Source organism: Ensifer sp. GW101-20A05, from assembly GCF_059424735.1.
Genome location: NZ_JBWKZT010000011.1, coordinates 1 through 23,082, shown reverse-complemented (window position 1 = coordinate 23,082; position 23,082 = coordinate 1). Strand labels below are relative to the sequence as shown.

Genomic DNA, 23,082 nt, shown 5'->3' with positions numbered 1-23,082 from the left:
CGATGGCGACGGCCGCCCCTGCGAAAGACCCGTTGCTCGAGGCAACCCTTCGGCAGCTCGCCGACATCGCCATGCCTCAGCCCGTCTCGATGATGCCGCAGACCTGGGCCTGGGCGGCGCTCGGCTGCGTCATACTCTTGCTGATCGCCTTCGCATGCTGGCGCTGGTACCGGCGCTGGGAGGCCAATCGCTACCGTCGCGAAGCGCTCGCCGACCTCAAGAAAATCGAGGGACGGCTCACCGCGCCCGCGACCCGCGGCGAGGCGCTCGTCGCTTTGCCCGTCCTCCTGAAGCGCACCGCCCTGGTGCTCTGGCCGCGCGAAACGATAGCCGGGCTCCATGGCACGGGATGGACCGGCTTCCTCGATGCCCATTCCGGCGGCCCGGTGTTCCCGATCGCCTCGGCGCGTTTCTTCGAGGAAGCCGAATATCGCGGCAGCGCGGCGCTCTGCGCCGTCCCGGAACCCGAAGCGCGGACCTATGCCGCCGCGGCACGTCACTGGATCGAGGCGCACCATGTACGTGCTTGACCACGCCTGGGCGCTGATCTTTCTGCCTCTGCCCTTCGTCGTCTGGTGGCTGCTTCCACCCTACCGCGAGCAATCGGCCGCGGTCAGAATACCTTTCTTCAAGGACATAACGGCCGCCGCCAATCTCGGGCCGACCGAGGGCTCCGTCGTCCCAAGGACCAATCTCGGCCAGAAGGCGATTGCGCCCATCTGCTGGGCCCTGATCGTAGTGGCGCTGGCGCGGCCGCAATATGTCGAACCGCCAATCGAAAAGACCGAGCCACAGCGCGACCTGATGCTGGCGATCGATCTTTCGCAGTCGATGGACACGCGGGATTTTCGCGATCCCTCCGGCAATCTGCAGACCCGCGTCGAGGCGGTGCACAAGGTTGTCGCCGACTTCATCGACCGGCGGCCGGACGACCGGCTCGGCCTGATCGCCTTCGGCGACGCGCCCTACCCGCTGGTACCGTTTACGCTCGACCACAAGACCGTCAAGTTGATGCTGGCCGACAGCCTGCCCGGCATGGCGGGCCCGCGCACGGCGGTCGGCGATGCGATCGGGCTCGCGATCAAGATGTTCGACGCCAGCACCGCGCCGGACAAGGTGATGATACTTTTGACTGACGGCAACGATACCGCCAGCAAGATGCCGCCGGACAAGGCCGCAGGCATTGCCGCCGACCGGAACGTGGTGATCCACACGGTGGGGATTGGTGACCCCAGTGCGCAAGGCGAACAGAAGCTCGATACGGTAACCCTTCAGGGTATCGCCGAGACGACGAAGGGCCGCTACTTCTTCGGCCAGGACCAGGCGGGCCTGCAGAACATCTATGAACTGCTCGATCAACTGACACCGGCGAACCAGAAGACACTCTCCTGGCGGCCGCGCATCGAACTGTTCCACTACCCGCTTGGCGCAGCACTGCTGATCGTCCTCGCCTACCACGCCATCATGTGGTTCCTCTCTTCGCTTGCGGAGCGCCGCCGGCGGCAGGAGGCAGCGCCATGATCTCGGACGTCCACTTCCTGAGACCGCTCTGGCTGCTGGCACTGCTCGCCGTCCCCCTGCTCGTCTACCTCGTCAGCCGGCGCGGCGATGTCCGCTCGCAATGGCAAGGCATGATCGCGCCGCATCTGCTCGATCACCTGCTGATCGAGAAGGGTGGCAAGCGGCGCCTCCAGCCCGTGCACATCACGGCGGCGCTGATCGCCGTTGCAGCCATCGCCGCGGCCGGTCCGACCTGGCAGCGCGAGCGCCCGCCCTTCGTCGAGGACACCGCGCCGCTAGCGATCGCCATCGACCTCAACCCGACCATGAACGCGACGGACATCTCGCCGACGCGGCTCGAACGCGCCAAGCTCAAGGTCCAGGATATTTTGAGCCTCAGAAAAGGTTCGCGCACGGCGCTCTTCGCCTATGCCGGCTCCGCCCATATGGTGCTGCCGCTGAGCGACGATGCGGCACTGGTCAAGACCTATCTCGCGGCACTCTCGCCTCAGATCATGCCGGTCGAAGGCAAGGATACGGCAAAGGCCCTGCAGGAGGTCGAGAAAGCCCTGGCCAATGAAACCGCGCCTGGCACGATCCTCTTCATGACCGACGGGGTCGAGCGCTCCGCCTTTCAGGCGTTCAGCCAGTATCAGGGCCGCAACGCGCTGATGGTACTTGGCATCGGCACGGTAGAAGGCGGCCCGGTGAAGACAGCCGACGGCGGGTTCCTGACCGACGCGACCGGCGGTCATGTTCGCTCCAAGCTCGATGTCGACAGCCTCAAGGCGTTGCAGTCCGCATCTAAGGCCGAGGTTGCCACGTTGACAGCTGATGATGCCGATGTGCGCTGGATCGTCAGGCGCATCCAGACCAACTTTGCCGCAAAGACCGCCGAGGGGCTGACCCGCTGGCACGATGCCGGCTGGTGGCTGACGATCCCGATCGCCGTCTTCGGGCTGTTCTGGTTCCGGCGCGGCTGGACCGTGCGCTGGACCGTCTATCTGCTCGCCATCAGCCTGCTCATGAGCAACGAGCGGGCGGAGGCGGCCGATAACCGCTTCCTCGATCTCTGGCTGACGCCGGACCAGCAGGGCCGTCGCGCCTTCGAGCAGGGCGACTTTCAGGGCGCGGCCGAAAAGTTCGCCGATCCCACCTGGCGCGGAGCGGCGCTCTACCGGGCCGGCCGTTTCCAGGATGCGATCGACGCCTTTGCCGAAACCGATACGGCCGAGAGCTACTACAACCAGGGCAACGCCCTGATGCACCTCGACAAGGCGGAAGAGGCGATTACCGTCTATAAGCAGGCATTGAAACGCCGCCCCGACTGGCCGGACGCGAAAAGGAACCTGGCGGCTGCCGAAAAATTCAAGGCCGACAAGGACAAGCAGGAACAGGACGCACAACAGGAACAGGCGGGCATGGACCCCGATCAGGTCCAGTTCGACGAAAAGGGCAAGAAAGGCACGGAGGCGACGATCCAGGGTGGACCACAGACGGCGGACATGTGGATGCGCAACATCCAGGTCTCGCCCGCCGAGCTGCTCGCGCGAAAATTCGCGATCGAGGCAAAGGAGGCGACGCCGTGAGTGCCTTGTCCGGAATGCCTCGGTTACTGGTCTGGCTCGTCGGCCTGTCGCTCTGGCTTGCGGGCCATGCGCTCGCCGACAACCCCTTCGCGCGCGCCACGCTCGCGACAAAGGGAACGATCTATGCCGGGCAGCAGATAGAGATCGACATCGACGTCTTCGTGCCGAATTACTTCCTGACACCACCGCAGTTTCCGCTCTTCGATCTTAGGGGTGCGGTGGTCACCATGCCCGACGACCGCGGCTTGAACCTCAACGAGACCGTCGATGGCGAGGCCTTTTCCGGCATCCGCAAAACCTATGTGATCACGCCACAGGCGGCAGGTAATTATGCCCTGCCGACAATCGTGATCCCCTTTGGCTATGCCGCCGTGCCGGGCCAAACGACACAGGGTAAGGTTACCGTGCCGCGGCTCAAATTTACCGTGGAAGCGGTACCAGGAGGTGTCGGCGGCACGCCCGGCGTGACCGCTGGCGAAATCACCATCACGCAGACATTCGACCGCGACCCAGCCGGCCTGCATGCGGGCGATGCGCTGGTGCGCACGGTCACCACCCGCGCAGCCGGCCTCGCGCCGATGATGATTCCCGAGCCCAGCTTGAAGGCTCCAGAGGGCGTGCAGGTTTATCAGCATGATCCGGCACTCTCCGAGGAGCGCACGCCGCGCGGCGAGATCGCTGCGGGACTGCGCAAGGACACCGCAACCTACGTCTTTGCCGAGCCGGGCACCTTCTCTCTGGCGGCAATCACATTGGAGTGGTTCAATCCTCAGACCGGAAAGACCGAAACCGCGGAGGCCGATGGCGCGGAAGTGGTCGTCGGTGCCGGGCCGGCAACGAAGGTTGCCATCGCACCACCCGCTCCTCCGCCGACAAAGGAACCCTTCGATTGGCTCTGGTGGGGCATCGCGATGGCCACTGTCCTCGCCGTCGCCATTGTCATCCAGTTCGCCGCCAATCTGTTCGGACGGGTGGAAACCTGGATCGGTGCGGCGCTCTCGCGCAAGGCGCAGTCGGAGGAGGCGGCCTTCCGCCATGTTCTCGACGCCTGCCGCGATCACGACAGAGCGGGACTGGACGTGGCACTCGATCGCTGGTCGCGCAAGACCGGCAATGTACCTCTTGCGAAATGGTTCGACCGGTTTGCCGATCCGCAGGCGAGGGTCGCTTTCGCTCTGCACCGAAAGAACCGCTACGGCACCCCACAATCCCATCACGAACGGCCGGATTTCTCCCGGCTGCGAAGTGGATTGAAGTCGGCGCGGCGACGCTGGCTGGAAGAATTCTCCGACGACGGCGACGAAGCGGTTGATGAATTGCCCGAGCTCAACCCGATGTTCGACAGCACCTTGCGGCAGAACCGCTGAAGCGATGTGAGGCGGCGCGTTACGCGTCCTCGCTGCCTTCGTAACTGTTACGTACTTACCTGAGGGCGCGTTCGCGCGGAGATTGCATCGGTAAATTCGAAACTTTGCCTGCATTCCGAGAGCGATTTGTTTGCGGCCTCAGGGAGACTTGAAATGAGTATCGATTTGAAGACCAGGCTTGGGAGGCTCGCGGCGTGCGCCGTCGAGCGGTCGATGAAGCCGAAGGCGCTGGCACTGGCCGGCACCGTGCTGATGTCGACCATCACCGCTTCGGCACCGTCGGCCTTTGCGCAGGATGCCGCCAAGCCGAACATCCTTGTGATCTTCGGCGACGATATCGGCCAGACCAACATCAGCGCCTATTCCTTCGGCGTCGTCGGTTACAGGACCCCCAATATCGACCGGATCGCGCGCAACGGCATGGTGTTCACCGACTATTACGCTGAGAACAGCTGCACCGCCGGCCGCTCCACCTTTATCACCGGGCAGACGGTGCTGCGTACCGGCATGTCCAAGGTCGGCGTTCCCGGTGCCCCAGTCGGCCTCCAGGACCGCGACGTAACGATCGCCCAGGCGCTGAAACCGCTTGGGTATGCCACCGGCCAATTCGGCAAGAACCACCTCGGCGACCAGGACCGCTTCCTGCCGACAGCCCACGGCTTCGACGAGTTCTTCGGCAACCTCTATCACCTGAACGCCGAGGAGGAGCCCGAGCGGCCCTACTGGCCGAAGGACGATCCCGCGTTCCTCAAGTCTTACGCGCCACGCGGCGTGCTGCATTCCTTCGCGGACGGCAAGGTGGAGGACACCGGCGCGCTCAACAGCAAGCGCATGGAAACGATCGACGACGAGACGACCGCCGCGGCGATGGAGTTCATTAAGAAACAGACGGAGGCGAAGAAACCTTTCTTCACCTGGATGAACACGACGCGCATGCACCTCTTCACCCATGTGCGCGACCAATACAAGGGCCAGAGCGGTATGCCCGGCAACGACTATGCCGATGGCATGATCGAGCACGACAACGATGTCGGCAAGCTTCTGGACCTGCTCGACGAATTGAAGATCGCCGACAACCATCGTCGTCTACACAACCGACAACGGCCCGAACCAGTTCTCCTGGCCGGACGCGGCAACCACACCGTTCCGCAGTGAAAAGGACAGCAACTGGGAAGGCGCCTTCCGTGTCCCGGCGATGGTCCGCTGGCCGGGCAAGATCAAGCCCGGCGTCTCCACCGACATGTTCTCCGGTCTCGACTGGTTCCCGACACTGCTTGCAGCAGCCGGTGACAAGGACATCAAGGAGCGGCTCTTGAAGGGCGCCGACCTCGGCGGCAAGACCTTCAAGGTGCATCTCGACGGCTACAACCAGTTGCCCTACCTCACCGGCGAACAGCCGAAGAGCGCGCGCAACGAGTTCTATTACTTCAATGACGACGCCAAGCTCGTCGGCATGCGCTGGGACAATTGGAAAGCCGTCTTCTGCGAAATGCGCAAGCCCGGTGGCTTCGACGTCTGGCAGGATCCTTTCACCTGCCTGCGCGTTCCAAAGATCTTCAACCTGCGCATGGACCCTTACGAGCGGGCGGATATCGTCTCTGATCAGTACAACGACTGGCGGACGAAAAACGCTTATCTCTTCGCCGAAGCGGTGGGGAAATCGGCGGCATTCCTCGAAACCTTCGTCGCGTATCCGCCAAGCCAGAAGCCGGCAAGCTTCTCGGTCGACCAGATCGAAGAAAGCGTGCACCAGAAGATCGACGAGATCCTGGCGAAGACCCGGCCGGCACAATAACGCTCTTGAGAGGGCGGCGTCTCGCACCGCCTTCTCTTTCACTTTTGCTAAATATGGCGTGCCGCGATGACGAAGAACATTCAGCCCGCTCGAACGATCGCCTACGAGGGGTCGATTGAAGACCCTTTGGCGAGACCGCGGGCACACGTCGCGCCGGCAATCGCCGCCTTCATGCTCTTCCTCTCCGGCACCGCGGCGCTGGTTTTCCAGGTTCTCTGGATCAAGCAGCTCTCGCTCATCACCGGTATTGATGTCCATGCGGTCAGCACCGGGGTCAGCGCCTTCTTTCTCGGCCTGGCGCTCGGCAGCTTCGCCCTCGGGCGCATTGGCGACCGCTCCCGACAGCCGCTCCGCCTCTATGCCCTGCTCGAAACCGGTGTGGCCGTGCTCGGCGCCGGCGTCACCCTCATCCTTTCCCATATCGCGCCGCTCTTCGTCGCAATCGAGGACACCACAGCATTCGCCGCCTGGGCCCTGCTGATCCTGATCGTCGCTACACCCGCCTTCCTGATGGGCGGCACCCTCCCCTTGCTGTTGCGAGCGCTCAAAGGGGCGCCGAGAGGCGTCGGCGCAAAGGGCGGCCGGCTCTATGCCGCCAACACGCTCGGCGCCATCTTCGGCTGCCTTGCGGTCTCCTTCGTTCTCATCCCCACTCTCGGCGTGCAGGCAAGCGGCCTTGCCGCCGCCGGCCTCGGGCTTGGCGCCGCGGCGATCGCGCTATCGCTAAGCACGACCGCGATTCGCGAAGACGCGCAAGCTGATATGCCGATACCGGCGCAGGGCACCGCTGGTTCAAGGTTGGCGCTGCTCCTCTACGCGATCGCCGGCGGCATCGCCCTCGGCTATGAGGTCGCCTGGTCGCAGGCGATCGTGCAATTCATCTCCACCCGTTCCTTTGCCTTTTCCGTGGTGCTGGCCACCTATCTCGCCGGGCTGGCGCTCGGCGCCGCACTCTTTGCGCGCCGGACCGACCGCCTGTCGGATCCCTGGAGTGCCTTCGGCCTGCTCATCACGCTGGCCGGCCTCGTGGCGCTGGCCGAGCTTGCCCTGCTCGGCCCCTGGCTGACGGCGTTGCAGGCCAGCGCGGAAGCAGCCATCGCCGGTATCACTGGCAGCATCTTTGCCGGCATGTGCGCACGCTTCCTCGTCGCGGCGCTCACGATCGTCTTCGTCCCGACGCTGATCCTCGGCGCCGCCTTCCCAGTCGCCCTGCGGCTCGCCGTCGATCCTCATCATGTCGGTCGCGACACCGGGCGCGTTCTGGCGCTCAACACACTCGGCGGCATCGCCGGCACGCTTCTGACCGGCTTTGTGCTGATTCCGTCGTTCGGTATCGTCAGAAGCTTCGCCGTTCTCGCCGTCGCTGCAGCCATCATCGGCGTCATCGCAGCCAGCCGCGGGGCAACCGGCTGGAAGGGTTGGCGCCTTGCGGCGCCAGCGCTCGGCGTCGTCACCGTGCTGATCGCCGTGATGGTGCCATCGGACCGGCTGGCCACCTTGCTCAATCTCTCACGCGGCAACGGCATGATCGTCTCCTATGAGGAGGGTCTCGGTGCGACGGTCGCCGTCATCGAACAGGGCCAGCCGGACCGGCGCTTCCGCCGCCTCTATATCCAAGGCGTGTCCAACACCGGCGACGCCATGCCGTCGCTGCGCTACATGCGGCTGCAGGCGCTCTTGCCGCTCATGATCCACAAGGGCGAGCCGAAATCGGCGCTCGTCATCGGGCTTGGCACCGGCATTACCGCCGGCTCATTGCTTGCCTATCCTGGGCTCGACCGACGCGTCGCTGCCGAACTGCTGCCGTCGGTCGCCCGCGCCTCGACCTTGTTTGCCGGCAATTTCAACGCGGCAGGGGATAGCCGCCTCGAAGTGCGCGTTGCAGACGGTCGCCGCGAGCTGATGCGCAGCGCGGAGCGCTACGATCTCATCACGCTGGAACCGCCGCCGCCATCGGCTGCTGGCGTGGTCAATCTCTATTCGTCCGACTTCTACAAGCTGGCACGCGAACGCCTCGCGCCAAACGGTCTTGTTGCGCAATGGCTGCCGATCGCCACTCAGAACGACGAGGACACGCGCGCGCTCGTGCGCAGTTTCCTCGACAGTTTCCCGCATGCCTCGCTCTGGTCGACCGAGCTGCACGAGATGTTGCTCGTCGGCTCCGTCGAACCACAGGCGCTCGACGTCGCGCGCATTGCCAAGCGCATGGCCGACCCGTCCGTCGCTGCGGCGTTCAGGGAAGTCGGCATAGGTGGTGCGGCCGACCTGCTCGCGACCTGGATGACCGACCGCGCTGGGCTTGATCGTTATGCCGGACCGGCGCAGCCTGTCACCGACGACCAGCCGCGGATCGAATATGCAAGCTGGGTTCGTCCCGACGAGTTGCAGCGCACACTCCCAGCGCTCGTCGGCCTGCGCAGCAAGGCACCGCTCGTCGGAGCGGACGCGGCGCTCGAGAAATCCGTAGCGGACGCCCACAACCGGCTAATGCTGTTCTATCAGGCTTCGCTCAACGCCTATGCCGGTTATCGCGACGAATGGGCGCGTGACATGGAACTGCTGATGCGCGTGGAGCCGGACAATCCCTATTACCGCTGGTTCGTTTCGAGCAGCGAGCGCTGATTGCGCACAGCCGAATCCGGGCCCCCACGCGACTGCAGTTCGCGTGGCATCGGTCGGGCTAAGATTGATTCCTGCATAATCGCGGAATAGCGCAAAATTTTTGCACGACGCGAAATACCCCCGGCACAGATTTGCAACACAGAGGCATTGCCCACGTAGTATCCTGCCGCCGTTGTTCTGCCCTGTGGCAGACAGGGAGGCATTCCATGGAAAAGACGGACAAAGAAAACACCGAAACCACCTCGCGGGCGGCAATGGATGGCGAGATCGGCATACTCGCGCGCCGCCGCATCGAGGCCGGCATCATCGCGCCGATCTATGAGGCGATGCGCGAGGAGATCGGCGAGGAGCGCGCGCAAGCAATCCTCGACAAGGCGATCACCAAGGCCGCGATCGAAGCCGGCAGGACCTTTGCGGCAAAGACGCCTGGCGGCACCAACCTGCGCACCTTCCAGGAACTGCAGGACCTCTGGACGCAGGACGACGCGCTTGTCATCGAGGTGACCAAGGCGACGGATGAGGAATTCCACTACAATGTGAAGCGCTGTCGCTACGCCGAAACCTATCGCGAGATGGGGCTCGGCCATATCGGGCACCTGCTTTCCTGCAACCGCGACGGCGTCTTCTGTACCGGCTACGATCCGCGCATCACGCTGGAGCGCACCCAGACGGTGATGCAGGGTGCCTCCCATTGCGACTTCCGCTACAAGCTGAACAAGGACGCACCGGAGCAGCCGAAATGAGCGCCGAAGCCTTGCGCACTGAGCCCAAGCGCATCAACACGCCGGTTACAAACGGCGACCGGCTGTGGAACGACATCGTCGCGACCGCACGCTTCGGCGCCGCCGATAAAGGCGGGGTCACCCGCCTGACGCTGACTGAGGAGGACCGTGAGGTCCGCGATTGGTTCGTCGCCGCGTGCCGGACGCTCGGCTGCACGGTCGAAGTCGACGGCATCGGCAATATCTTCGCGACCTATCCGGGCGAAGACATGTCGCTGCCGGCAATTGCCGTCGGCAGCCATCTCGACACGCAGCCACAGGGCGGCCGGTTCGATGGCATCCTCGGCGTGCTTGCGGGCCTTGAGGTGCTGCGCACGCTCAAGGAAACCTCCACCCGGCTGCGCCACCCGCTGACGGTCGTCAACTGGACGAACGAGGAAGGGTCGCGCTTCTCGCCGGCGATGATGGGATCCGGCGTCTTTACCGGTGCGCTTTCGCTCGATGCGGCGCACGCGCTCACCGACCGAGACGGCGTCACGGTCGGCGCGGCGCTCGACGCCATCGGCTATCGCGGCGAAGCACGGGTCGCGCCGGCCGTCTTCGCCGCCTATGTCGAGCTCCATATCGAGCAGGGACCGCTGCTGGAAGCCTCCGCAACCGAGATCGGCGTCGTCACCGGCATCCAGGGGCTGCGCTGGTTCGATATCACTGTCACCGGCACCGAGGCCCATGCCGGCAGCACGCCGATGGCGCAGCGCGACGATGCGCTTGTCGCCGCGGCCGAAATCGTGCTCGCCGTCCGCAACATCGCCCGCGAAAATCCGCCCGGTGTCGGAACCGTCGGCTTCGTCGATGTCGGTCCCAATTCGCGCAATGTCGTGCCCGGCACCGTCCGGCTTCAGACCGACATGCGTCACCCGTCCGAGGCCGGGCTTGATCGGATGCAGGCGGCGCTGGAGGATACCGTCCGCAGCGTCGGGGCAAGCGCCGAACTGACGCGCATCTGGTCGAAAGCGCCGGTCGTCTTCGATCCATCGATCGTGGATGCCGTCCGCAACAGCGCGGAAGCGCTCGGCTATTCGGCCACGGACGTCGTTTCCGGTGCCGGGCATGATGCGGCGCATATCGCGACGATCATGCCGACCGCAATGATCTTCGTGCCTTCCAAGGACGGGCTGTCGCACAACGAAGCGGAATACACCGCGCCCGAAGAGTGCGCCCGTGGCGCAGAGGTTCTGTTCCAGACCATCCTGGAACTCGACCGGCGCTGACCGATAAAGCCAAGCACCCACGGCAGACAGTCTGCCGTGGGTGCTTGCAAACCGGTTTCACGGCTTGCCTGCGTTCTTAGCCGCGCTGCGAGTCCAATTGTTCCTGGTCCTTTTCGACCTGCTGCGCCTTCTGGTAGCTCTCGATCAGCAACTGATATTCCGGAAAAATCTTGGTGTAGATCTCTGCCCACTGCTGGGCGTCGTCGCGGTGCCAGGTGCGCTGCAGTTCGGAGGCGACTGCCGCCGTATCCATCGGCACCACGCCGGCCTGAACGACACGGGCAAGGGTGATCTCCTCAGCCATCTTCGAATAGGTGCCCGAAGCATCGACAACCACGAAGACCTTGTAGCCATCATGGACGGCGCTGATTGCCGGGAAGGCCATGCAGACGCTGGTGATCGTGCCGGCGATGATCAGGGTCTTGCGGCCGGTTTCCTTCACCGCGGCGACGAAATCCGGGTTGTCCCAGGCATTGATCTCGCCGCGACGGGCGACGTACTTGGCATGCGGCGCATTGGCATGGATTTCCGGGATCAGCGGGCCGTTCGGGCCCTGCGGCACGGAGGCCGTGGTGATGACGGGCATCTTGGTCAGCGTCGCCATGCTGGCGAGTGCCGCCGCATGGGCGCGCAGCTTCGGCATCGGCATGTCGTTGACGGTCTGGAACAGGCCGCTCTGGTGGTCGATCAGAAGCATCACGGCGTCATCGGGGTCGATGACCGGGCGCTGTCCGTTGAAGTTTGCAGGTGTCATGGTCTTGCTCCTTTTCGGTTGAGCAACCACCCCATCCATGGTGGTTGGCGTTGAGGAGAAGATATCCCTGCACCAAACCTAGCAGTAGACGGCCATATCGAGCTATAATGTCCTGAAAATAGGACAATTACTCATGCAGGACCTGAACGATCTCAAGCTATTCGTCGACGTGGTCGAGCAGAACGGTTTTGCCGCTGCCGCCCGAAAGCTCAATATGCCGCGCTCACGTTTGAGCCGCCGCATCGGCCTTCTGGAAGAGCGGCTCGGGGTGCGGCTGGTGCAGCGCTCGACGCGTCATTTCGTCATCACCGAGATCGGGAGGGAATATTACCGCCATTGCGTCGCCATGCTGGTGGAAGCCGAAGCGGCGCAGGAGATGATCGAGCGCATGCGATCCGAGCCACAGGGCGTGGTCCATGTCAGTTGCCCCTCTTCAGTGGTCTATTTCCAGGTCGCAGAAATGATCGCCCGGTTCATGGCAGAATGCCCGAAGGTCGAGGTCGTGCTCGAAAGCACCAACCGGCGCGCCGACGTGCTACGCGAAGGCATCGACATCGCCGTCCGCGTCCGCTTTCCGCCACTCGAAGAAAGCGATCTTGTCGTCAAACGTTTTGCCGAGAGCCGGCAGCGGCTGGTCGCCAGCCCGGGGCTGCTCGCGTCCATCGGCAAGCCGTTGATGGCGGCCGACCTCGCCGCCTTCCCAAGCCTTGCCTGGAACCCTGATCGCCCGGAGCACGACTGGCGGCTGGAGGGCCCCGGCGGCGCAACCGCAATCGTGCGCCATCGGCCGCGGCTCGCCACCGAAGACATGGTGACGTTGCGGCTTGCCGCCCTGCGCGGTGTCGGCATCTGCCAACTGCCGGAGATGGTGATACGGCAAGACCTGAAGGATGGCACGCTTGTCGATGTGCTGCCCGACTGGGCGCCGAGGGCCGGCATCATTCACGCGGTCTTTCCCTCACGCCGGGGTTTGCTTCCTTCGGTGCGCGCCCTGCTCGATTTTCTGGCCGCCGGATATGCTGAACTTGCCCGTCTGGACGAGCCCAGAACCTGACGGTCGCGCCATTACACCGTGGCGTGCTCTCGTGTTTTCAAGATCGCGGAGAAGCGCGGATCGAACGTGCGGCTGATCGGCTCTGCCGCCGCACCGATCGCCACCGCCCAGGGATCGGTGAAACCGATCTGCAATCGCGGGAGACTGCGGTCTCGCCGATCGGCGATCGAGGGGAGCAGCGGCATCATCGCCTCGACCAACAGGCGCGCGAGCCCCGGCGGAAGCCCACCGCACAGGATCACCGTCTGCGGGTCGAAGATCGTTTCGAGCGCCTGAACGGCGGCGCGTAGTTCAAAGACCGCCGCATCGAGCCAGCGCCGCACCCGCTCGTCCGGGCCGGCGGCAATCGCATCGATATGGGCGTAAAGCTCAGGATCGGCGGGATCGAGGTCGAGCAGCCTGCAGAGCGAGGCGATCGAAGCGCGATGTTCGAGCGGCGTGCGTTCGTCCAGCGATGCGCCACGCGGCAGGCTGAGGATCATGCCGATCTCGCCGGCATTGCCATTGGCGCCGCGGTAGAGCTCGCCGTTGAGGATCAGCCCGGCGCCAAGGCCATAGCCGAGATAGATGCAGATGGCATGGTCGACACCGTGCGCAGCGCCAACCATGCGCTCGGCAGTAGCGGCCGCGGCCGCGTCGTTCTGCAAGCCGACATCGAGCCCCGTGCCGGTCGCAAGCGTCTCGAGCAACGGAAAATTCTGCCACGCCGCCATCATCCAGGTATCGTCGTCGTCGGCTTCGATACCGAAGGGGCCGGGCATCGCCGCCCCAAGGCCGACGAGGCGATCCTCCGATTGCGGCGCGATCTCCGTGAGATCACGGCGGGTCTTCTCGATCAGTTCGAGGATCGTCCGCACGCCTGTCGCCGGCCCACCGACCGGCAGGTTGGCCTCGCCACGGGCGAGCACCCGGCCGACGAGATCGACAGCGATGGTCCGCGTCACATGCCTGTCAATTTGCAGGCCGATCGCGAAAGCACCCTCCGGCACCAGGCGATAGGGCGTCGAAGGTTGCCCGCGGCCGTTGCGCACCGCCTCGAGCGATTCGACCAGCCCGTCCCGCTCCAGGTCTTCGATGATGTTGGAGACCGTCTGCTTCGTGAGCGCCGTCGCGCGGGCAAGGTCCGCCCGGGACAATTGACCGTTCAGCCGCAGCGCGTCGATCATGACGCGCCGGTTGTGTGCGCTCGTCCCCTCCTGGTTGGTGCCGCTCTTCGCCCGGATCAGGCGCATATCGTTCATCCAAAAAACCCCTCTTGACACTGTTAGAATATTGAACAAAAAATAAGTCAAGACAATTGACTTAATAGGAGCCCAAAAGAGCTCCGGGGGAACGAAAGCAGCGGCAAGCACCGCTGCGGGCGCTCCGATGGATATGTCGACGGCCGCTCGGAAACGGACGGACTTCTCGCATACGGCGCATCGCAGAGGCGCGCCGAAGAAGGCTGAAACGCTCAAGTTACTGGAGGAAATCATGTTGAAATCGATAAGAACCACCTTGCTTTGCGCGACCCTCGCCGGCGTCTCCTTCGTCGGCCACGCGCATGCGGAAACGACGCTCAACGCCCTCTTCATGGCCCAGGCCGCCTATAGCGAGGCGGATGTGCGCGCCATGACCGAGGCCTTCACCAAGGCCAACCCGGACGTGAAGGTTAATCTCGAATTCGTGCCCTATGAGGGCCTGCACGACAAGACCGTGCTGGCGCAGGGTTCCGGCGGCGGCTACGACGTCGTGCTCTTCGACGTGATCTGGCCGGCCGAATATGCAAGCAACAAAGTGCTCGTCGATGTGACCGACCGCATCACAGGCGAGATGAAATCCGGCGTGCTGCCGGGCGCCTGGACGACCGTCGAATATGACGGCAAGCGCTATGGCATGCCCTGGATCCTCGACACCAAATACCTGTTCTACAACAAGGAAATCCTGGAGAAGGCCGGCATCAAGGCGCCGCCGAAGACCTGGGACGAGCTTGCCGAACAGGCCAAGGTGATCAAGGACAAGGGTCTGCTCGCGACCCCGATCGCCTGGAGCTGGTCGCAGGCCGAAGCCGCGATCTGCGACTATACCACGCTCGTCAGCGCCTACGGCGGCAAGTTCATTGACGGCGGTAAGCCGGCCTTCGCGTCCGGTGGCGGCCTCGACGCGCTCAACTACATGGTGGCGAGCTACTCTTCGGGCCTCACCAATCCCAACTCCAAGGAGTTTCTGGAGGAGGATGTCCGCAAGGTGTTCCAGAACGGCGAAGCCGCTTTCGCTCTCAACTGGACCTATATGTACAACCTCGCCAACGATCCGAAGGAAAGCAAGGTTGCAGGCAAGGTCGGCGTCGTGCCGGCGCCGGGCGTTGCCGGCAAGAGCGAAGTCTCCGCCGTCAACGGCTCGATGGGTCTTGGCATCACCTCGACCAGCAAGAACCCGGACGAGGCCTGGAAGTACATCGTCTACATGACCTCGCAGCAGACGCAGAATGCCTACGCCAAGCTCAGCCTGCCGATCTGGGCCTCTTCCTACGAAGATGCCAGCGTCACCAAGGGCCAGGAAGAGCTGATCGGCGCCGCCAAGCTCGGCCTCGCGGCCATGTATCCGCGTCCGACGACACCGAAATACCAGGAACTTTCGACTGCGCTTCAGCAGGCGATCCAGGAAGCACTGCTCGGCCAGGCTTCGCCTGAGGACGCCTTGAAGACGGCGGCCGAAAACAGCGGCCTCTGAGCCGCCCTCCCAAGCCCCGGGCGGGTAACCGCCCGGGGACCGCGGGAATTATGCGGTAGCGCTGGCATCCACGCGCTTTAACACTTTGATTTGGTGCATCATTCGCTTGGGTCGATGACGATCCGGGGCAATATGCGATAGCATGACGGGGCTCCCTAGGCCCGAGAAGGTTTCCATCTTATGTCCGGCACCTGGATAACAACGCGCGCATGGCTGCTCATGCTGCCGCTGCTGGTGGTCATGATCGCCGTCATCGGCTGGCCGTTGATCGATACGGTCAGGCTTTCCTTCACCGACGCCAGGCTCGTCGGCACGGAAGGCACGTTCGTCGGCCTCGCCAACTATGCCAAGATGCTCGGCGGCTCGAACTTCCTGCGCGCCTTCGTGACGACGACCTGGTTCGCCGTCGTCTCGGTCACCGCTGAAATGGTGCTCGGGGTGCTCGCAGCCCTGCTGCTCAATCAACAATTTCGCGGGCGCACGGCTCTCAGAGCCTTGATGATCCTGCCCTGGGCTTTGCCGACGGTGGTCAACGCCACGCTCTGGCGGTTGATCTACAATCCGGAATATGGCGCGCTCAACGCCGCCTTGACGCAAATCGGCCTGATCGACAGCTACCGCTCCTGGCTCGGCGAACCCGGCTCGGCGCTGACGGCGCTGATCATCGCCGACTGCTGGAAGAACTTTCCGCTGGTTGCGCTGATCGCGCTCGCGGCACTCCAGGCCGTGCCGCGCGACATCACCGCCGCCTCGCTCGTCGATGGCGCGGGTCCGCTCAATCGCTTTCGCTATGTCATCATGCCGTATCTGGCGGGTCCCCTGCTGGTGGCCCTGGTGCTGCGCACGATCGAGGCCTTCAAGGTGTTCGACCTGATCTGGGTGATGACCCGCGGCGGGCCGGCCAACAGCACGCGCACGCTATCGATCCTCGTCTACCAGGAAGCGTTCTCCTTCCAGCGTGCCGGATCGGGCGCCTCGCTGGCGCTGATCGTCACGCTGCTCGTCACCGTACTCGCCGTCGCCTATGCAGCAATGGTGCGCAAAGCCGCAGGAGCATCCTGATGGAACGCCAGAACCCGGTTTTCACCGCCTTCGTCTATGCTGCGGCTCTCCTGCTGGCAGCCATCATCCTGGCCCCCATTCTCTGGCTCTTCGTCATGAGCATTTCGTCGGCCGCCGACCTCTCGACCAAGCCGCTCAACTGGTGGCCCAACGAGATCGATCTGTCGCGCTACCGCCTGCTGTTGTCCACGATCGAAAACAGCACCGGCGCCGCCTTTACTACCTCGCTCTTCAACAGCCTGAAGGTTGCCGGGATGGCGACGCTGGCGGCGATCGCGGTCGCCATTCCCGCCGCCTGGGCGGTATCGCGCACATCCAACGTTTCCTGGTCGCTCTATGCGGTCATCGCCACCTACATGCTGCCGCCAGTAGCGCTTGCCGTGCCGCTCTATATGGGGCTTGCCTATCTCGGCCTTCTGAACTCGGTCTTCGGCCTCGCGCTTGTTTATCTCACCATTCTGGCGCCCTTCACCACCTGGCTGCTGAAATCCGGCTTCGATTCCATCCCGAAGGAAATCGAGAGTGCCGCGATGATCGACGGCGCCCGTCTCGACCAGATCCTCCGGCTCATCACCCTGCCGCTCGCGGCACCCGTCATGGCGACGTCGGCGCTCTTTGCCTTCCTGCTCGCCTGGGACGAATTCTTCTACGCGCTGCTCTTCACGTCGGATCTGCGCGCCAAGACCCTCACGGTTGCCATTTCCGATCTCGCCGGCGGCCGTGTCTCCGATTACGGGCTGATCGCCACAGCCGGGGTGCTGGCCGCCCTGCCCCCGGTGTTGATCGGTCTCGTCATGCAGCGTGCCCTCATTTCCGGGCTCACCAGCGGCGGCGTCAAAGGATGACGGCTATGACCAATTCGGAACGCCCCGCCGGGCTCGTCGCGATCGATCGCGAAATGGCGCGTCAGGCCTCCGACGCCATCGCCTCCGTGCACCAGGCGACAGCGATGGCGGCCAGTGTCGCTGCCTCACTGAAGTCTACCGGCAAGCTGCTGCTGCTCGGCATGGGCGGCTCGCATGCCGTCGGTCGCGCCGTCGAGCCGCTCTACCGCGCCCATGGCATCGACGCCATTGCCCTGCCGCTCTCGGAACAACTCGGCCAGCCGCTTGTCATCGAAGGCAAGACGATCCTCATCACCTCGCAGTCCGGCGAAAGCGCCGAGGTGCTGCGCTGGTTCAGCGAAACCAATGGCGCAACGCCGCACACCTTCGGACTGACGCTTGAAGGCGGTTCCTTCCTCGCCAGCAATGCGCCTTCTCTGGTCGGCGTTGGCGGAACCGAAAAGGCCTTTGCCGCCACCCGCAGCCTGACCATCAGCTTCGCCCTGCACCTCGCCATTCTCGCCGCCCTCGCTGATGATCCGGCCGATGCCCTTCACGCATTGGAAAACCCGCAATCGCCCGATACGTCGGCGGCACTCGAAGCCCTGCACAGCGTCCGATCCGTTGTAACTTCGGGCCGCCGGCTGCAAGGCCTCGCCGAAGCGATCGGCCTCGGCCTGACCGAGCTTTCCCGCCTGCCCTGCTTCTCGCTTGAAGGCGGCCAGCTTCGCCACGGCCCGATGGAAATGCTCGGTCCATCCGTCGGTGTTGTGCTCTTCCGCGCGACAGATCCGACCGCCGGCCTTGTAGAAGCCATGGCGCTTTCCGCCGCCGAAGCCGGCTCGCCGGTCATCGTCTTCGATGCCTCCGGCGAGGCGCCCATCGAAGGCGTCACCACCATTCCCTTTGCGCCGGCCGCGGGCATGGCGGCGATCTTCGCCATGCTGCCCGTCGCCCAGTCCTTCATGATCGCCTTTGCGGCGTCGCGTGTCGAGAATGCCGGCACTCCCGTGCGCTCGACCAAGATCACCCGGAGCGAATAAACGATGCGTCCTCTTGCCGTGGTCGGCAATGCCAATGTCGATCTCATCCTCGGGCCGGCGGCCCCCTGGCCCAAAGCCGGAACCGAAATCATCGTCGACCACGACGAGCTGCGTGTCGGCGGCTGCGCCGGCAACAGCGCGCTCGCCTGGGATTCCCTCGGCGTCGACTACGCGATCGCCGCCAATGTCGGCAACGATCAGTTCGGCACCTGGTTGAAAGAGGCTTTTCCCGCGCGGTCCAAGTCCTGGCCGGTCGAAAATGTCGGGACCACGCTTTCCGTCGGCATCACCCATCCCGACGGCGAGCGCACCTTCTTCACGACGCGTGGGCATCTGCCGCTGCTCAGCTTCGACGAAGTCCGCACCATGCTCAACGGCGAGAAGCTCCGCGGTGGTTATGCGCTGTTGACCGGTGCCTTCCTGACCGATGCGCTGACATCGGACTATGACCGCTTCTTCGACTGGGCCGATGCCCACGACATCGCTGTCGCGCTCGACACCGGCTGGCCGCTCGACGGCTGGACGCAAACGAACTGCGCGGCGACCGTGGGCTGGCTCAAGCGTTGCCGGCTCGCACTGTTCAACGAGGTTGAAACGACCACGCTGACGGGCCTCTCCGACCCGACCGAGGCAGCCCACGAGCTCAGGAACCACATGCCCGAAGGCGCAATCGTCGTCGTCAAGCGTGGTCCCCATGGCGCGATCGCTATCGATGCGCAAGGCCGTCTTTCATCGGCCGCCGCCCCAGCGGTTACTGTGGTCGATACCATCGGCGCCGGCGACGTCTTCAATGCCGGGTTCCTGGCAGCCCTTGCCGCCGAGATGCCTCTGGAGGCCTGTCTTCGCACCGGCGTCGCCATCGCCTCGGAGGCGATTTCCACCCTGCCGCGCAGCTACGGCAAACCGCTTTCGTCCTACCTTCAGGAGACCGGCGCATGAGCGCACTCGCCATTCAGAACATTCACAAGCGCTATGGCGAGGTCGAGACGCTGAAGGGCATCGACATCGATCTCGAGAGCGGCGAGTTCCTGGTGCTGCTCGGCTCCTCCGGCTGCGGCAAGTCGACCCTGCTCAACATCATCGCCGGGCTTGCGGAGCCGAGCGGCGGCGATATCCGCATCGGCGACCGATCCATTCTCGGCGCGCATCCGAAGGATCGCGACATCGCCATGGTGTTCCAGTCCTATGCGCTCTACCCGAACATGAGCGTTGCAAGGAACATCGGCTTTGGCCTTGAAATGCGCAAGGTCCCCTCGGCCGAGCGCGAAAAGGCGGTGGCGGAGACGGCAAAGCTGTTGCAAATCGAGAACCTGCTCGACCGCAAGCCGAGCCAGCTCTCGGGCGGCCAGCGCCAGCGCGTCGCCATCGGCCGGGCGCTGGTGCGCAATCCGCAGGTGTTCCTCTTCGACGAGCCGCTCTCCAACCTCGACGCCAAGCTGCGCATGGAGATGCGCACCGAGCTCAAGCGCCTGCACCAGATGCTGAAGACCACGATCGTCTACGTCACCCACGACCAGATCGAGGCGATGACGCTCGCGACCCGCATCGCGGTGATGCGTGACGGGCGGATCGAGCAACTCGGCACGCCGGAAGAGATCTACGACCGCCCGGCCACGCTCTATGTCGCCGGCTTCGTCGGCTCGCCGCCGATGAACATCTTGGATGCGACCGTTGTGGAAGGTCGGTTGAAAATCGCCGGCGACGGCCAGGCGATCGCCCTGCCGGCACGCCTCCGCAACGTTGTCTCCGATGGCCAGCGCGTCAAGGCTGGTATTCGCCCGGAAGCGCTGCGACTTGCCGCTGGTGACGAGCCGGTGCCGCAGTTCAAGGCACGCGTCGAGGTGGTCGAATTGACCGGTCCCGAACTCGTCACCACGGCGCGGATCGGCGACCAGCGCATCACCGCCTGCCTGCCACCGCGCAGTGCGGTTCTGTCGGGCGAAGAGCGCGCCTTCACGATCGAGGCGGATGCCCTTCATCTCTTCGATCCCGACACCGGCCGATCGCTGGCGAAAGACTGAGGGTGCCTGCGGGCGACGACCGGGATTGCTTTGGCAACGCCTTTTCCTTCTTGTGAGAATCGTTCATCACACGTTGTCCCGCGCGAGAAGAGGAAGTGACCGCGATGCCCCTGCCGATCGAAACGCCGGCCGTTCTCGTCGACCTCGAAATTGCCAAGCGCAATATCGAGCGCTTCCAGGCCTATGCCGATGAACATGGCATTCGCGTGCGCCCGCACATCAAGACGCACAAGCTGCCGCAGATGGCCGAGCTTCAGCTTGAGGCCGGCGCCGTTGGCATCACCTGCCAGAAGGTGACCGAAGCCGAAGCAATGGTCGAGGGCAGCGACCGGATCCAGGATGTGCTGATCACCTACAACATTCTCGGCGAGGCCAAGATGGCACGGCTGGAGCGGCTCAATGGCCGCGTCGCGCTTGCCGTCGTCGCCGACAGCGAGACCGTCATCGACGGGCTTGCGGGCTATTTCGCCGGCAAGGACAAGCCGCTTCGAGTCTTCGTCGAATGCAACACCGGCGCCGATCGTTGTGGCGTTGGAGCTCCCGAGGCGGCGGCCCGGCTGGCGCGGCGGATCGCCGATGCCCAAGGGCTCGTCTTCGGTGGACTGATGACCTATCCGCCCGTCAACGGCGAGGCAAAGGTCCAGGCCTTCATGAGCGAAGCAAAAAGCCTGATCGAAGCCGACGGCAACGCGGTGCCGGTGATCACCTCAGGCGGCACGCCGAGCATGATGCATGCCGCCGGTGCGCCGGTTGCCAGCGAGTATCGGCCGGGCACCTATATCTACAACGACCGCTCCCTGGTTTCGCGCGGTGTCGCCAGCTGGGACGATTGCGCGCTGACCGTGCTTGCGACCGTCGTCTCGGTCCCCTCCGAAAACCGCGCGATCATCGATGCCGGCAGCAAGGTGTTGACCTCGGATCTGCTTGGGCTCACCGGCTACGGCCACGTTCTTGGCCGCGACGACATCCGCATCGACCAGCTCTCGGAGGAACACGGCCGCCTCGTCACCGATGGGCCGATCAACCTCAAGGTCGGTGATCAGCTGCGCATCGTGCCCAATCATGCCTGCGTCGTGACCAACATGGTCGATGCGGTCCACATCGTCGAAGGCGCCACGCTCAAGGACACCTGGCCGATCGTCGCCCGCGGCCGCGTGCTTTAGAATCGCGCCTTAGAGACCCTATTCTGCAGAAATCTGTGCTCGCCGGGAGAACCGCGCATTCGCCAGAAATGCAGGGCTGAAGGCTCTTCGACGGGCTGGTCCAGCAAACGCTCGAAAGGAGAATCGACGCGCGTCCACTGGACACCGGCATCGCGCCCTCCATCTAATGACCTTGGCGGGCCGGCACGGCCATACTGGGCGGTTGCAGGCAAACCGTTCCCGAAAAGGCGGCGAGAACGATAGGACATTTCCCGTTTGCCGCCCTCAGGGTCATCTGTTTGCGTTGTAGCAGTCGATAAAATTGATAGTTTTATCTGGTAACCGATGGAGGTCGAAATGGTCTTTGGACGAATTACCGGAATGGTGGGACTGGCAATTGTGCTCGGGGGCCTGCAGCTGGGAGCTGCGAGTGTTGCGTTTGCCGACACGACGATCTTGAACGTGTCCTACGATCCGACACGTGAACTCTATAAGGACTTCAACGCTGCCTTCGCTGAGAAGTGGAAGGCCGACACTGGCGAAACCGTGACGATCCAGACGTCGCACGGCGGCTCGGGCAAGCAAGCCCGCTCCGTCATCGACGGCCTGCAGGCCGATGTCGTAACGCTGGCGCTCGAAGCCGATATCGACGCGATCGCCAAGGAAACCGGCAAAATCCCGGCGGACTGGAAGACGAAGTTCGAGAACAACAGCGCGCCTTACACATCGACGATCGTATTCCTGGTGCGCAAGGGCAACCCTAAGGGCGTCAAGGACTGGGGCGATCTGGTGAAGCCGGACATCCAGGTGATCACGCCGAACCCGAAGACTTCGGGCGGCGCGCGCTGGAACTTCCTGGCTGCCTGGGCCTATGGCCGGGCTGCCAATGGCGGAGATGACGCCAAGGCGCAGGAATATGTGACGGAACTCTTCAAGCATGTTCCGGTGCTCGATACCGGCGCGCGCGGCGCGACGACGACCTTCGTGCAGCGCGGCCTTGGCGACGTGCTGCTCGCCTGGGAAAACGAAGCCTATCTGTCGCTCGAGGAACTCGGCCCCGACAAATTCGAGATCGTCACGCCGTCAATCTCGATCAAGGCCGAACCGCCGGTGGCGCTCGTTGACGGCAACGTCGACGCCAAGGGCACCCGCAAGGTGGCGGAAGCCTATCTCGGCTACCTCTACAGCGATGCCGGTCAGAAGATTGCGGCCAAGCATTACTACCGGCCGTTCAAGCCGGCAGCGGCCGATCCGGCTGATATCAAGCGGTTCGGCGACCTGAAGCTCGTCACAATCGAAGATTTTGGCGGTTGGAAGGAAGCCCAGCCGAAATTCTTCGGCGACGGCGGCGTCTTCGACCAGCTTTACAAGCCGGGCCAATAAGACCGACCTTGGACGCGCGGCCGGACAATCCGGCCGCGCGTCTTGCTTTGCGCCGCGCCGGGCCCTTGGCACGAAGCGCGGTTCACTACGTCTCGCGAGCTTTGTAAAGGTAGTGTCATTGACGGAAGCGACGAAGACTGCGCCCTGGCGATTTCGCCAGCCGAGTGTTTTGCCTGGCTTTGGGCTGTCGCTCGGGATCACGCTGAGTTGGCTGGTGCTGA

The 23,082-nt window shown here is 64.0% G+C and carries 18 protein-coding genes and 2 pseudogenes; 18 read left to right on the top strand and 2 right to left on the bottom strand.

Going from position 1 to position 23,082, the window contains the following annotated elements; translation table 11 throughout:
* The first annotated feature begins 2 nt into the window (after nt 1-2).
* From AC070A_RS23830 to AC070A_RS23795, 8 genes and pseudogenes are all read left to right on the top strand, one after another.
* Nucleotides 3-530, top strand: coding sequence for a DUF4381 domain-containing protein (locus AC070A_RS23830; RefSeq protein ID WP_113133815.1), 528 nt, complete (start codon nt 3-5; stop codon nt 528-530).
* On the top strand, nt 517-1,521 hold the full coding sequence (locus tag AC070A_RS23825; RefSeq protein WP_492383866.1) for a vWA domain-containing protein: 1,005 nt from the start codon (nt 517-519) through the stop codon (nt 1,519-1,521). Before AC070A_RS23830 ends, AC070A_RS23825 begins: the two co-directional genes overlap by 14 nt.
* Nucleotides 1,518-3,089, top strand: coding sequence for a VWA domain-containing protein (locus AC070A_RS23820; RefSeq protein ID WP_492383865.1), 1,572 nt, complete (start codon nt 1,518-1,520; stop codon nt 3,087-3,089). Before AC070A_RS23825 ends, AC070A_RS23820 begins: the two co-directional genes overlap by 4 nt.
* The gene (locus AC070A_RS23815; protein WP_492383864.1) at nt 3,086-4,456 is read left to right on the top strand and encodes a BatD family protein; all 1,371 of its coding nucleotides are present in this window, start codon (nt 3,086-3,088) and stop codon (nt 4,454-4,456) included. The genes AC070A_RS23820 and AC070A_RS23815 overlap by 4 nt, the downstream gene beginning before the upstream one ends.
* 213 nt (nt 4,457-4,669) lie before the next feature.
* A pseudogene (locus AC070A_RS23810) lies at nt 4,670-6,251 on the top strand (arylsulfatase).
* 66 nt (nt 6,252-6,317) lie between these two features.
* Nucleotides 6,318-8,873 carry a spermine/spermidine synthase domain-containing protein gene (locus tag AC070A_RS23805; RefSeq protein WP_492383863.1) on the top strand — a complete coding sequence of 852 codons (2,556 nt, stop codon included), beginning with the start codon at nt 6,318-6,320 and terminating at the stop codon, nt 8,871-8,873.
* 206 nt (nt 8,874-9,079) lie between these two features.
* Nucleotides 9,080-9,616, top strand: a complete 537-nt coding sequence (locus tag AC070A_RS23800; RefSeq protein ID WP_112996889.1) for an L-2-amino-thiazoline-4-carboxylic acid hydrolase — start codon at nt 9,080-9,082, stop codon at nt 9,614-9,616.
* Nucleotides 9,613-10,866: a Zn-dependent hydrolase gene (locus tag AC070A_RS23795; protein ID WP_492383862.1), complete on the top strand. Its 1,254-nt coding sequence runs from the start codon at nt 9,613-9,615 to the stop codon at nt 10,864-10,866. The genes AC070A_RS23800 and AC070A_RS23795 overlap by 4 nt, the downstream gene beginning before the upstream one ends.
* Before the next feature lie 76 nt (nt 10,867-10,942).
* Here the strand turns inward: AC070A_RS23795 and AC070A_RS23790 are convergent, their stop codons facing one another.
* Nucleotides 10,943-11,620: an isochorismatase family protein gene (locus tag AC070A_RS23790; protein WP_492383861.1), complete on the bottom strand. Its 678-nt coding sequence runs from the start codon at nt 11,618-11,620 to the stop codon at nt 10,943-10,945.
* A gap of 133 nt (nt 11,621-11,753) precedes the next feature.
* Here AC070A_RS23790 and AC070A_RS23785 point away from each other — a divergent pair, with 133 nt between their 5' ends.
* A complete protein-coding gene (locus tag AC070A_RS23785) occupies nt 11,754-12,674 on the top strand; it encodes a LysR substrate-binding domain-containing protein (protein ID WP_057251331.1) in 921 nt (306 codons plus the stop codon).
* A gap of 11 nt (nt 12,675-12,685) precedes the next feature.
* On the opposite strand, the gene AC070A_RS23780 is transcribed toward AC070A_RS23785, so the two are convergent.
* Nucleotides 12,686-13,915, bottom strand: a complete 1,230-nt coding sequence (locus AC070A_RS23780) for an ROK family transcriptional regulator (protein ID WP_057251332.1) — start codon at nt 13,913-13,915, stop codon at nt 12,686-12,688.
* A gap of 232 nt (nt 13,916-14,147) precedes the next feature.
* Between AC070A_RS23780 and AC070A_RS23775 the strand changes: the two genes are divergently transcribed.
* The 9 genes and pseudogenes from AC070A_RS23775 to AC070A_RS23735 form a co-directional block, all read left to right on the top strand.
* Nucleotides 14,148-15,386 (top strand): extracellular solute-binding protein, encoded by a 1,239-nt coding sequence (locus tag AC070A_RS23775; RefSeq protein ID WP_057251344.1) that lies wholly within the window; start codon nt 14,148-14,150, stop codon nt 15,384-15,386.
* A gap of 180 nt (nt 15,387-15,566) precedes the next feature.
* Complete coding sequence (locus AC070A_RS23770; RefSeq protein ID WP_057251333.1) at nt 15,567-16,448, top strand: carbohydrate ABC transporter permease; 882 nt, start codon at nt 15,567-15,569, stop codon at nt 16,446-16,448.
* Nucleotides 16,448-17,293 (top strand): carbohydrate ABC transporter permease, encoded by an 846-nt coding sequence (locus AC070A_RS23765; protein WP_492383860.1) that lies wholly within the window; start codon nt 16,448-16,450, stop codon nt 17,291-17,293. The genes AC070A_RS23770 and AC070A_RS23765 overlap by 1 nt, the downstream gene beginning before the upstream one ends.
* Nucleotides 17,294-17,298: 5 nt before the next feature.
* Nucleotides 17,299-18,315: an SIS domain-containing protein gene (locus AC070A_RS23760; RefSeq protein ID WP_112996892.1), complete on the top strand. Its 1,017-nt coding sequence runs from the start codon at nt 17,299-17,301 to the stop codon at nt 18,313-18,315.
* Between the two features lie 3 nt (nt 18,316-18,318).
* The gene (locus AC070A_RS23755; protein WP_113133821.1) at nt 18,319-19,254 is read left to right on the top strand and encodes a PfkB family carbohydrate kinase; all 936 of its coding nucleotides are present in this window, start codon (nt 18,319-18,321) and stop codon (nt 19,252-19,254) included.
* Nucleotides 19,251-20,336 carry an ABC transporter ATP-binding protein gene (locus AC070A_RS23750; protein WP_057251337.1) on the top strand — a complete coding sequence of 362 codons (1,086 nt, stop codon included), beginning with the start codon at nt 19,251-19,253 and terminating at the stop codon, nt 20,334-20,336. Before AC070A_RS23755 ends, AC070A_RS23750 begins: the two co-directional genes overlap by 4 nt.
* A 104-nt stretch (nt 20,337-20,440) precedes the next feature.
* On the top strand, nt 20,441-21,499 hold the full coding sequence (locus AC070A_RS23745; RefSeq protein ID WP_492384395.1) for a D-TA family PLP-dependent enzyme: 1,059 nt from the start codon (nt 20,441-20,443) through the stop codon (nt 21,497-21,499).
* A gap of 360 nt (nt 21,500-21,859) precedes the next feature.
* On the top strand, nt 21,860-22,861 hold the full coding sequence (locus tag AC070A_RS23740; protein ID WP_425988230.1) for a sulfate ABC transporter substrate-binding protein: 1,002 nt from the start codon (nt 21,860-21,862) through the stop codon (nt 22,859-22,861).
* A gap of 118 nt (nt 22,862-22,979) precedes the next feature.
* Nucleotides 22,980-23,082 (top strand): annotated as a pseudogene (locus AC070A_RS23735) (molybdate ABC transporter permease subunit); the annotation flags it as partial.

What these genes read in the sequence shown, in the direction of transcription:
- AC070A_RS23830 (WP_113133815.1), top strand. Translation starts at nt 3, where the DNA reads ATGGCGACGGCCGCCCCTGCGAAAGACCCGTTGCTCGAGGCAACCCTT.
- AC070A_RS23825 (WP_492383866.1), top strand. Translation starts at nt 517, where the DNA reads ATGTACGTGCTTGACCACGCCTGGGCGCTGATCTTTCTGCCTCTGCCC.
- AC070A_RS23820 (WP_492383865.1), top strand. Translation starts at nt 1,518, where the DNA reads ATGATCTCGGACGTCCACTTCCTGAGACCGCTCTGGCTGCTGGCACTG.
- AC070A_RS23805 (WP_492383863.1), top strand. Translation starts at nt 6,318, where the DNA reads ATGACGAAGAACATTCAGCCCGCTCGAACGATCGCCTACGAGGGGTCG.
- AC070A_RS23800 (WP_112996889.1), top strand. Translation starts at nt 9,080, where the DNA reads ATGGAAAAGACGGACAAAGAAAACACCGAAACCACCTCGCGGGCGGCA.
- AC070A_RS23795 (WP_492383862.1), top strand. Translation starts at nt 9,613, where the DNA reads ATGAGCGCCGAAGCCTTGCGCACTGAGCCCAAGCGCATCAACACGCCG.
- AC070A_RS23790 (WP_492383861.1), bottom strand. Translation starts at nt 11,620, where the DNA reads ATGACACCTGCAAACTTCAACGGACAGCGCCCGGTCATCGACCCCGAT.
- AC070A_RS23785 (WP_057251331.1), top strand. Translation starts at nt 11,754, where the DNA reads ATGCAGGACCTGAACGATCTCAAGCTATTCGTCGACGTGGTCGAGCAG.
- AC070A_RS23780 (WP_057251332.1), bottom strand. Translation starts at nt 13,915, where the DNA reads ATGAACGATATGCGCCTGATCCGGGCGAAGAGCGGCACCAACCAGGAG.
- AC070A_RS23775 (WP_057251344.1), top strand. Translation starts at nt 14,148, where the DNA reads ATGTTGAAATCGATAAGAACCACCTTGCTTTGCGCGACCCTCGCCGGC.
- AC070A_RS23770 (WP_057251333.1), top strand. Translation starts at nt 15,567, where the DNA reads ATGTCCGGCACCTGGATAACAACGCGCGCATGGCTGCTCATGCTGCCG.
- AC070A_RS23765 (WP_492383860.1), top strand. Translation starts at nt 16,448, where the DNA reads ATGGAACGCCAGAACCCGGTTTTCACCGCCTTCGTCTATGCTGCGGCT.
- AC070A_RS23760 (WP_112996892.1), top strand. Translation starts at nt 17,299, where the DNA reads ATGACCAATTCGGAACGCCCCGCCGGGCTCGTCGCGATCGATCGCGAA.
- AC070A_RS23755 (WP_113133821.1), top strand. Translation starts at nt 18,319, where the DNA reads ATGCGTCCTCTTGCCGTGGTCGGCAATGCCAATGTCGATCTCATCCTC.
- AC070A_RS23750 (WP_057251337.1), top strand. Translation starts at nt 19,251, where the DNA reads ATGAGCGCACTCGCCATTCAGAACATTCACAAGCGCTATGGCGAGGTC.
- AC070A_RS23745 (WP_492384395.1), top strand. Translation starts at nt 20,441, where the DNA reads ATGCCCCTGCCGATCGAAACGCCGGCCGTTCTCGTCGACCTCGAAATT.
- AC070A_RS23740 (WP_425988230.1), top strand. Translation starts at nt 21,860, where the DNA reads ATGGTGGGACTGGCAATTGTGCTCGGGGGCCTGCAGCTGGGAGCTGCG.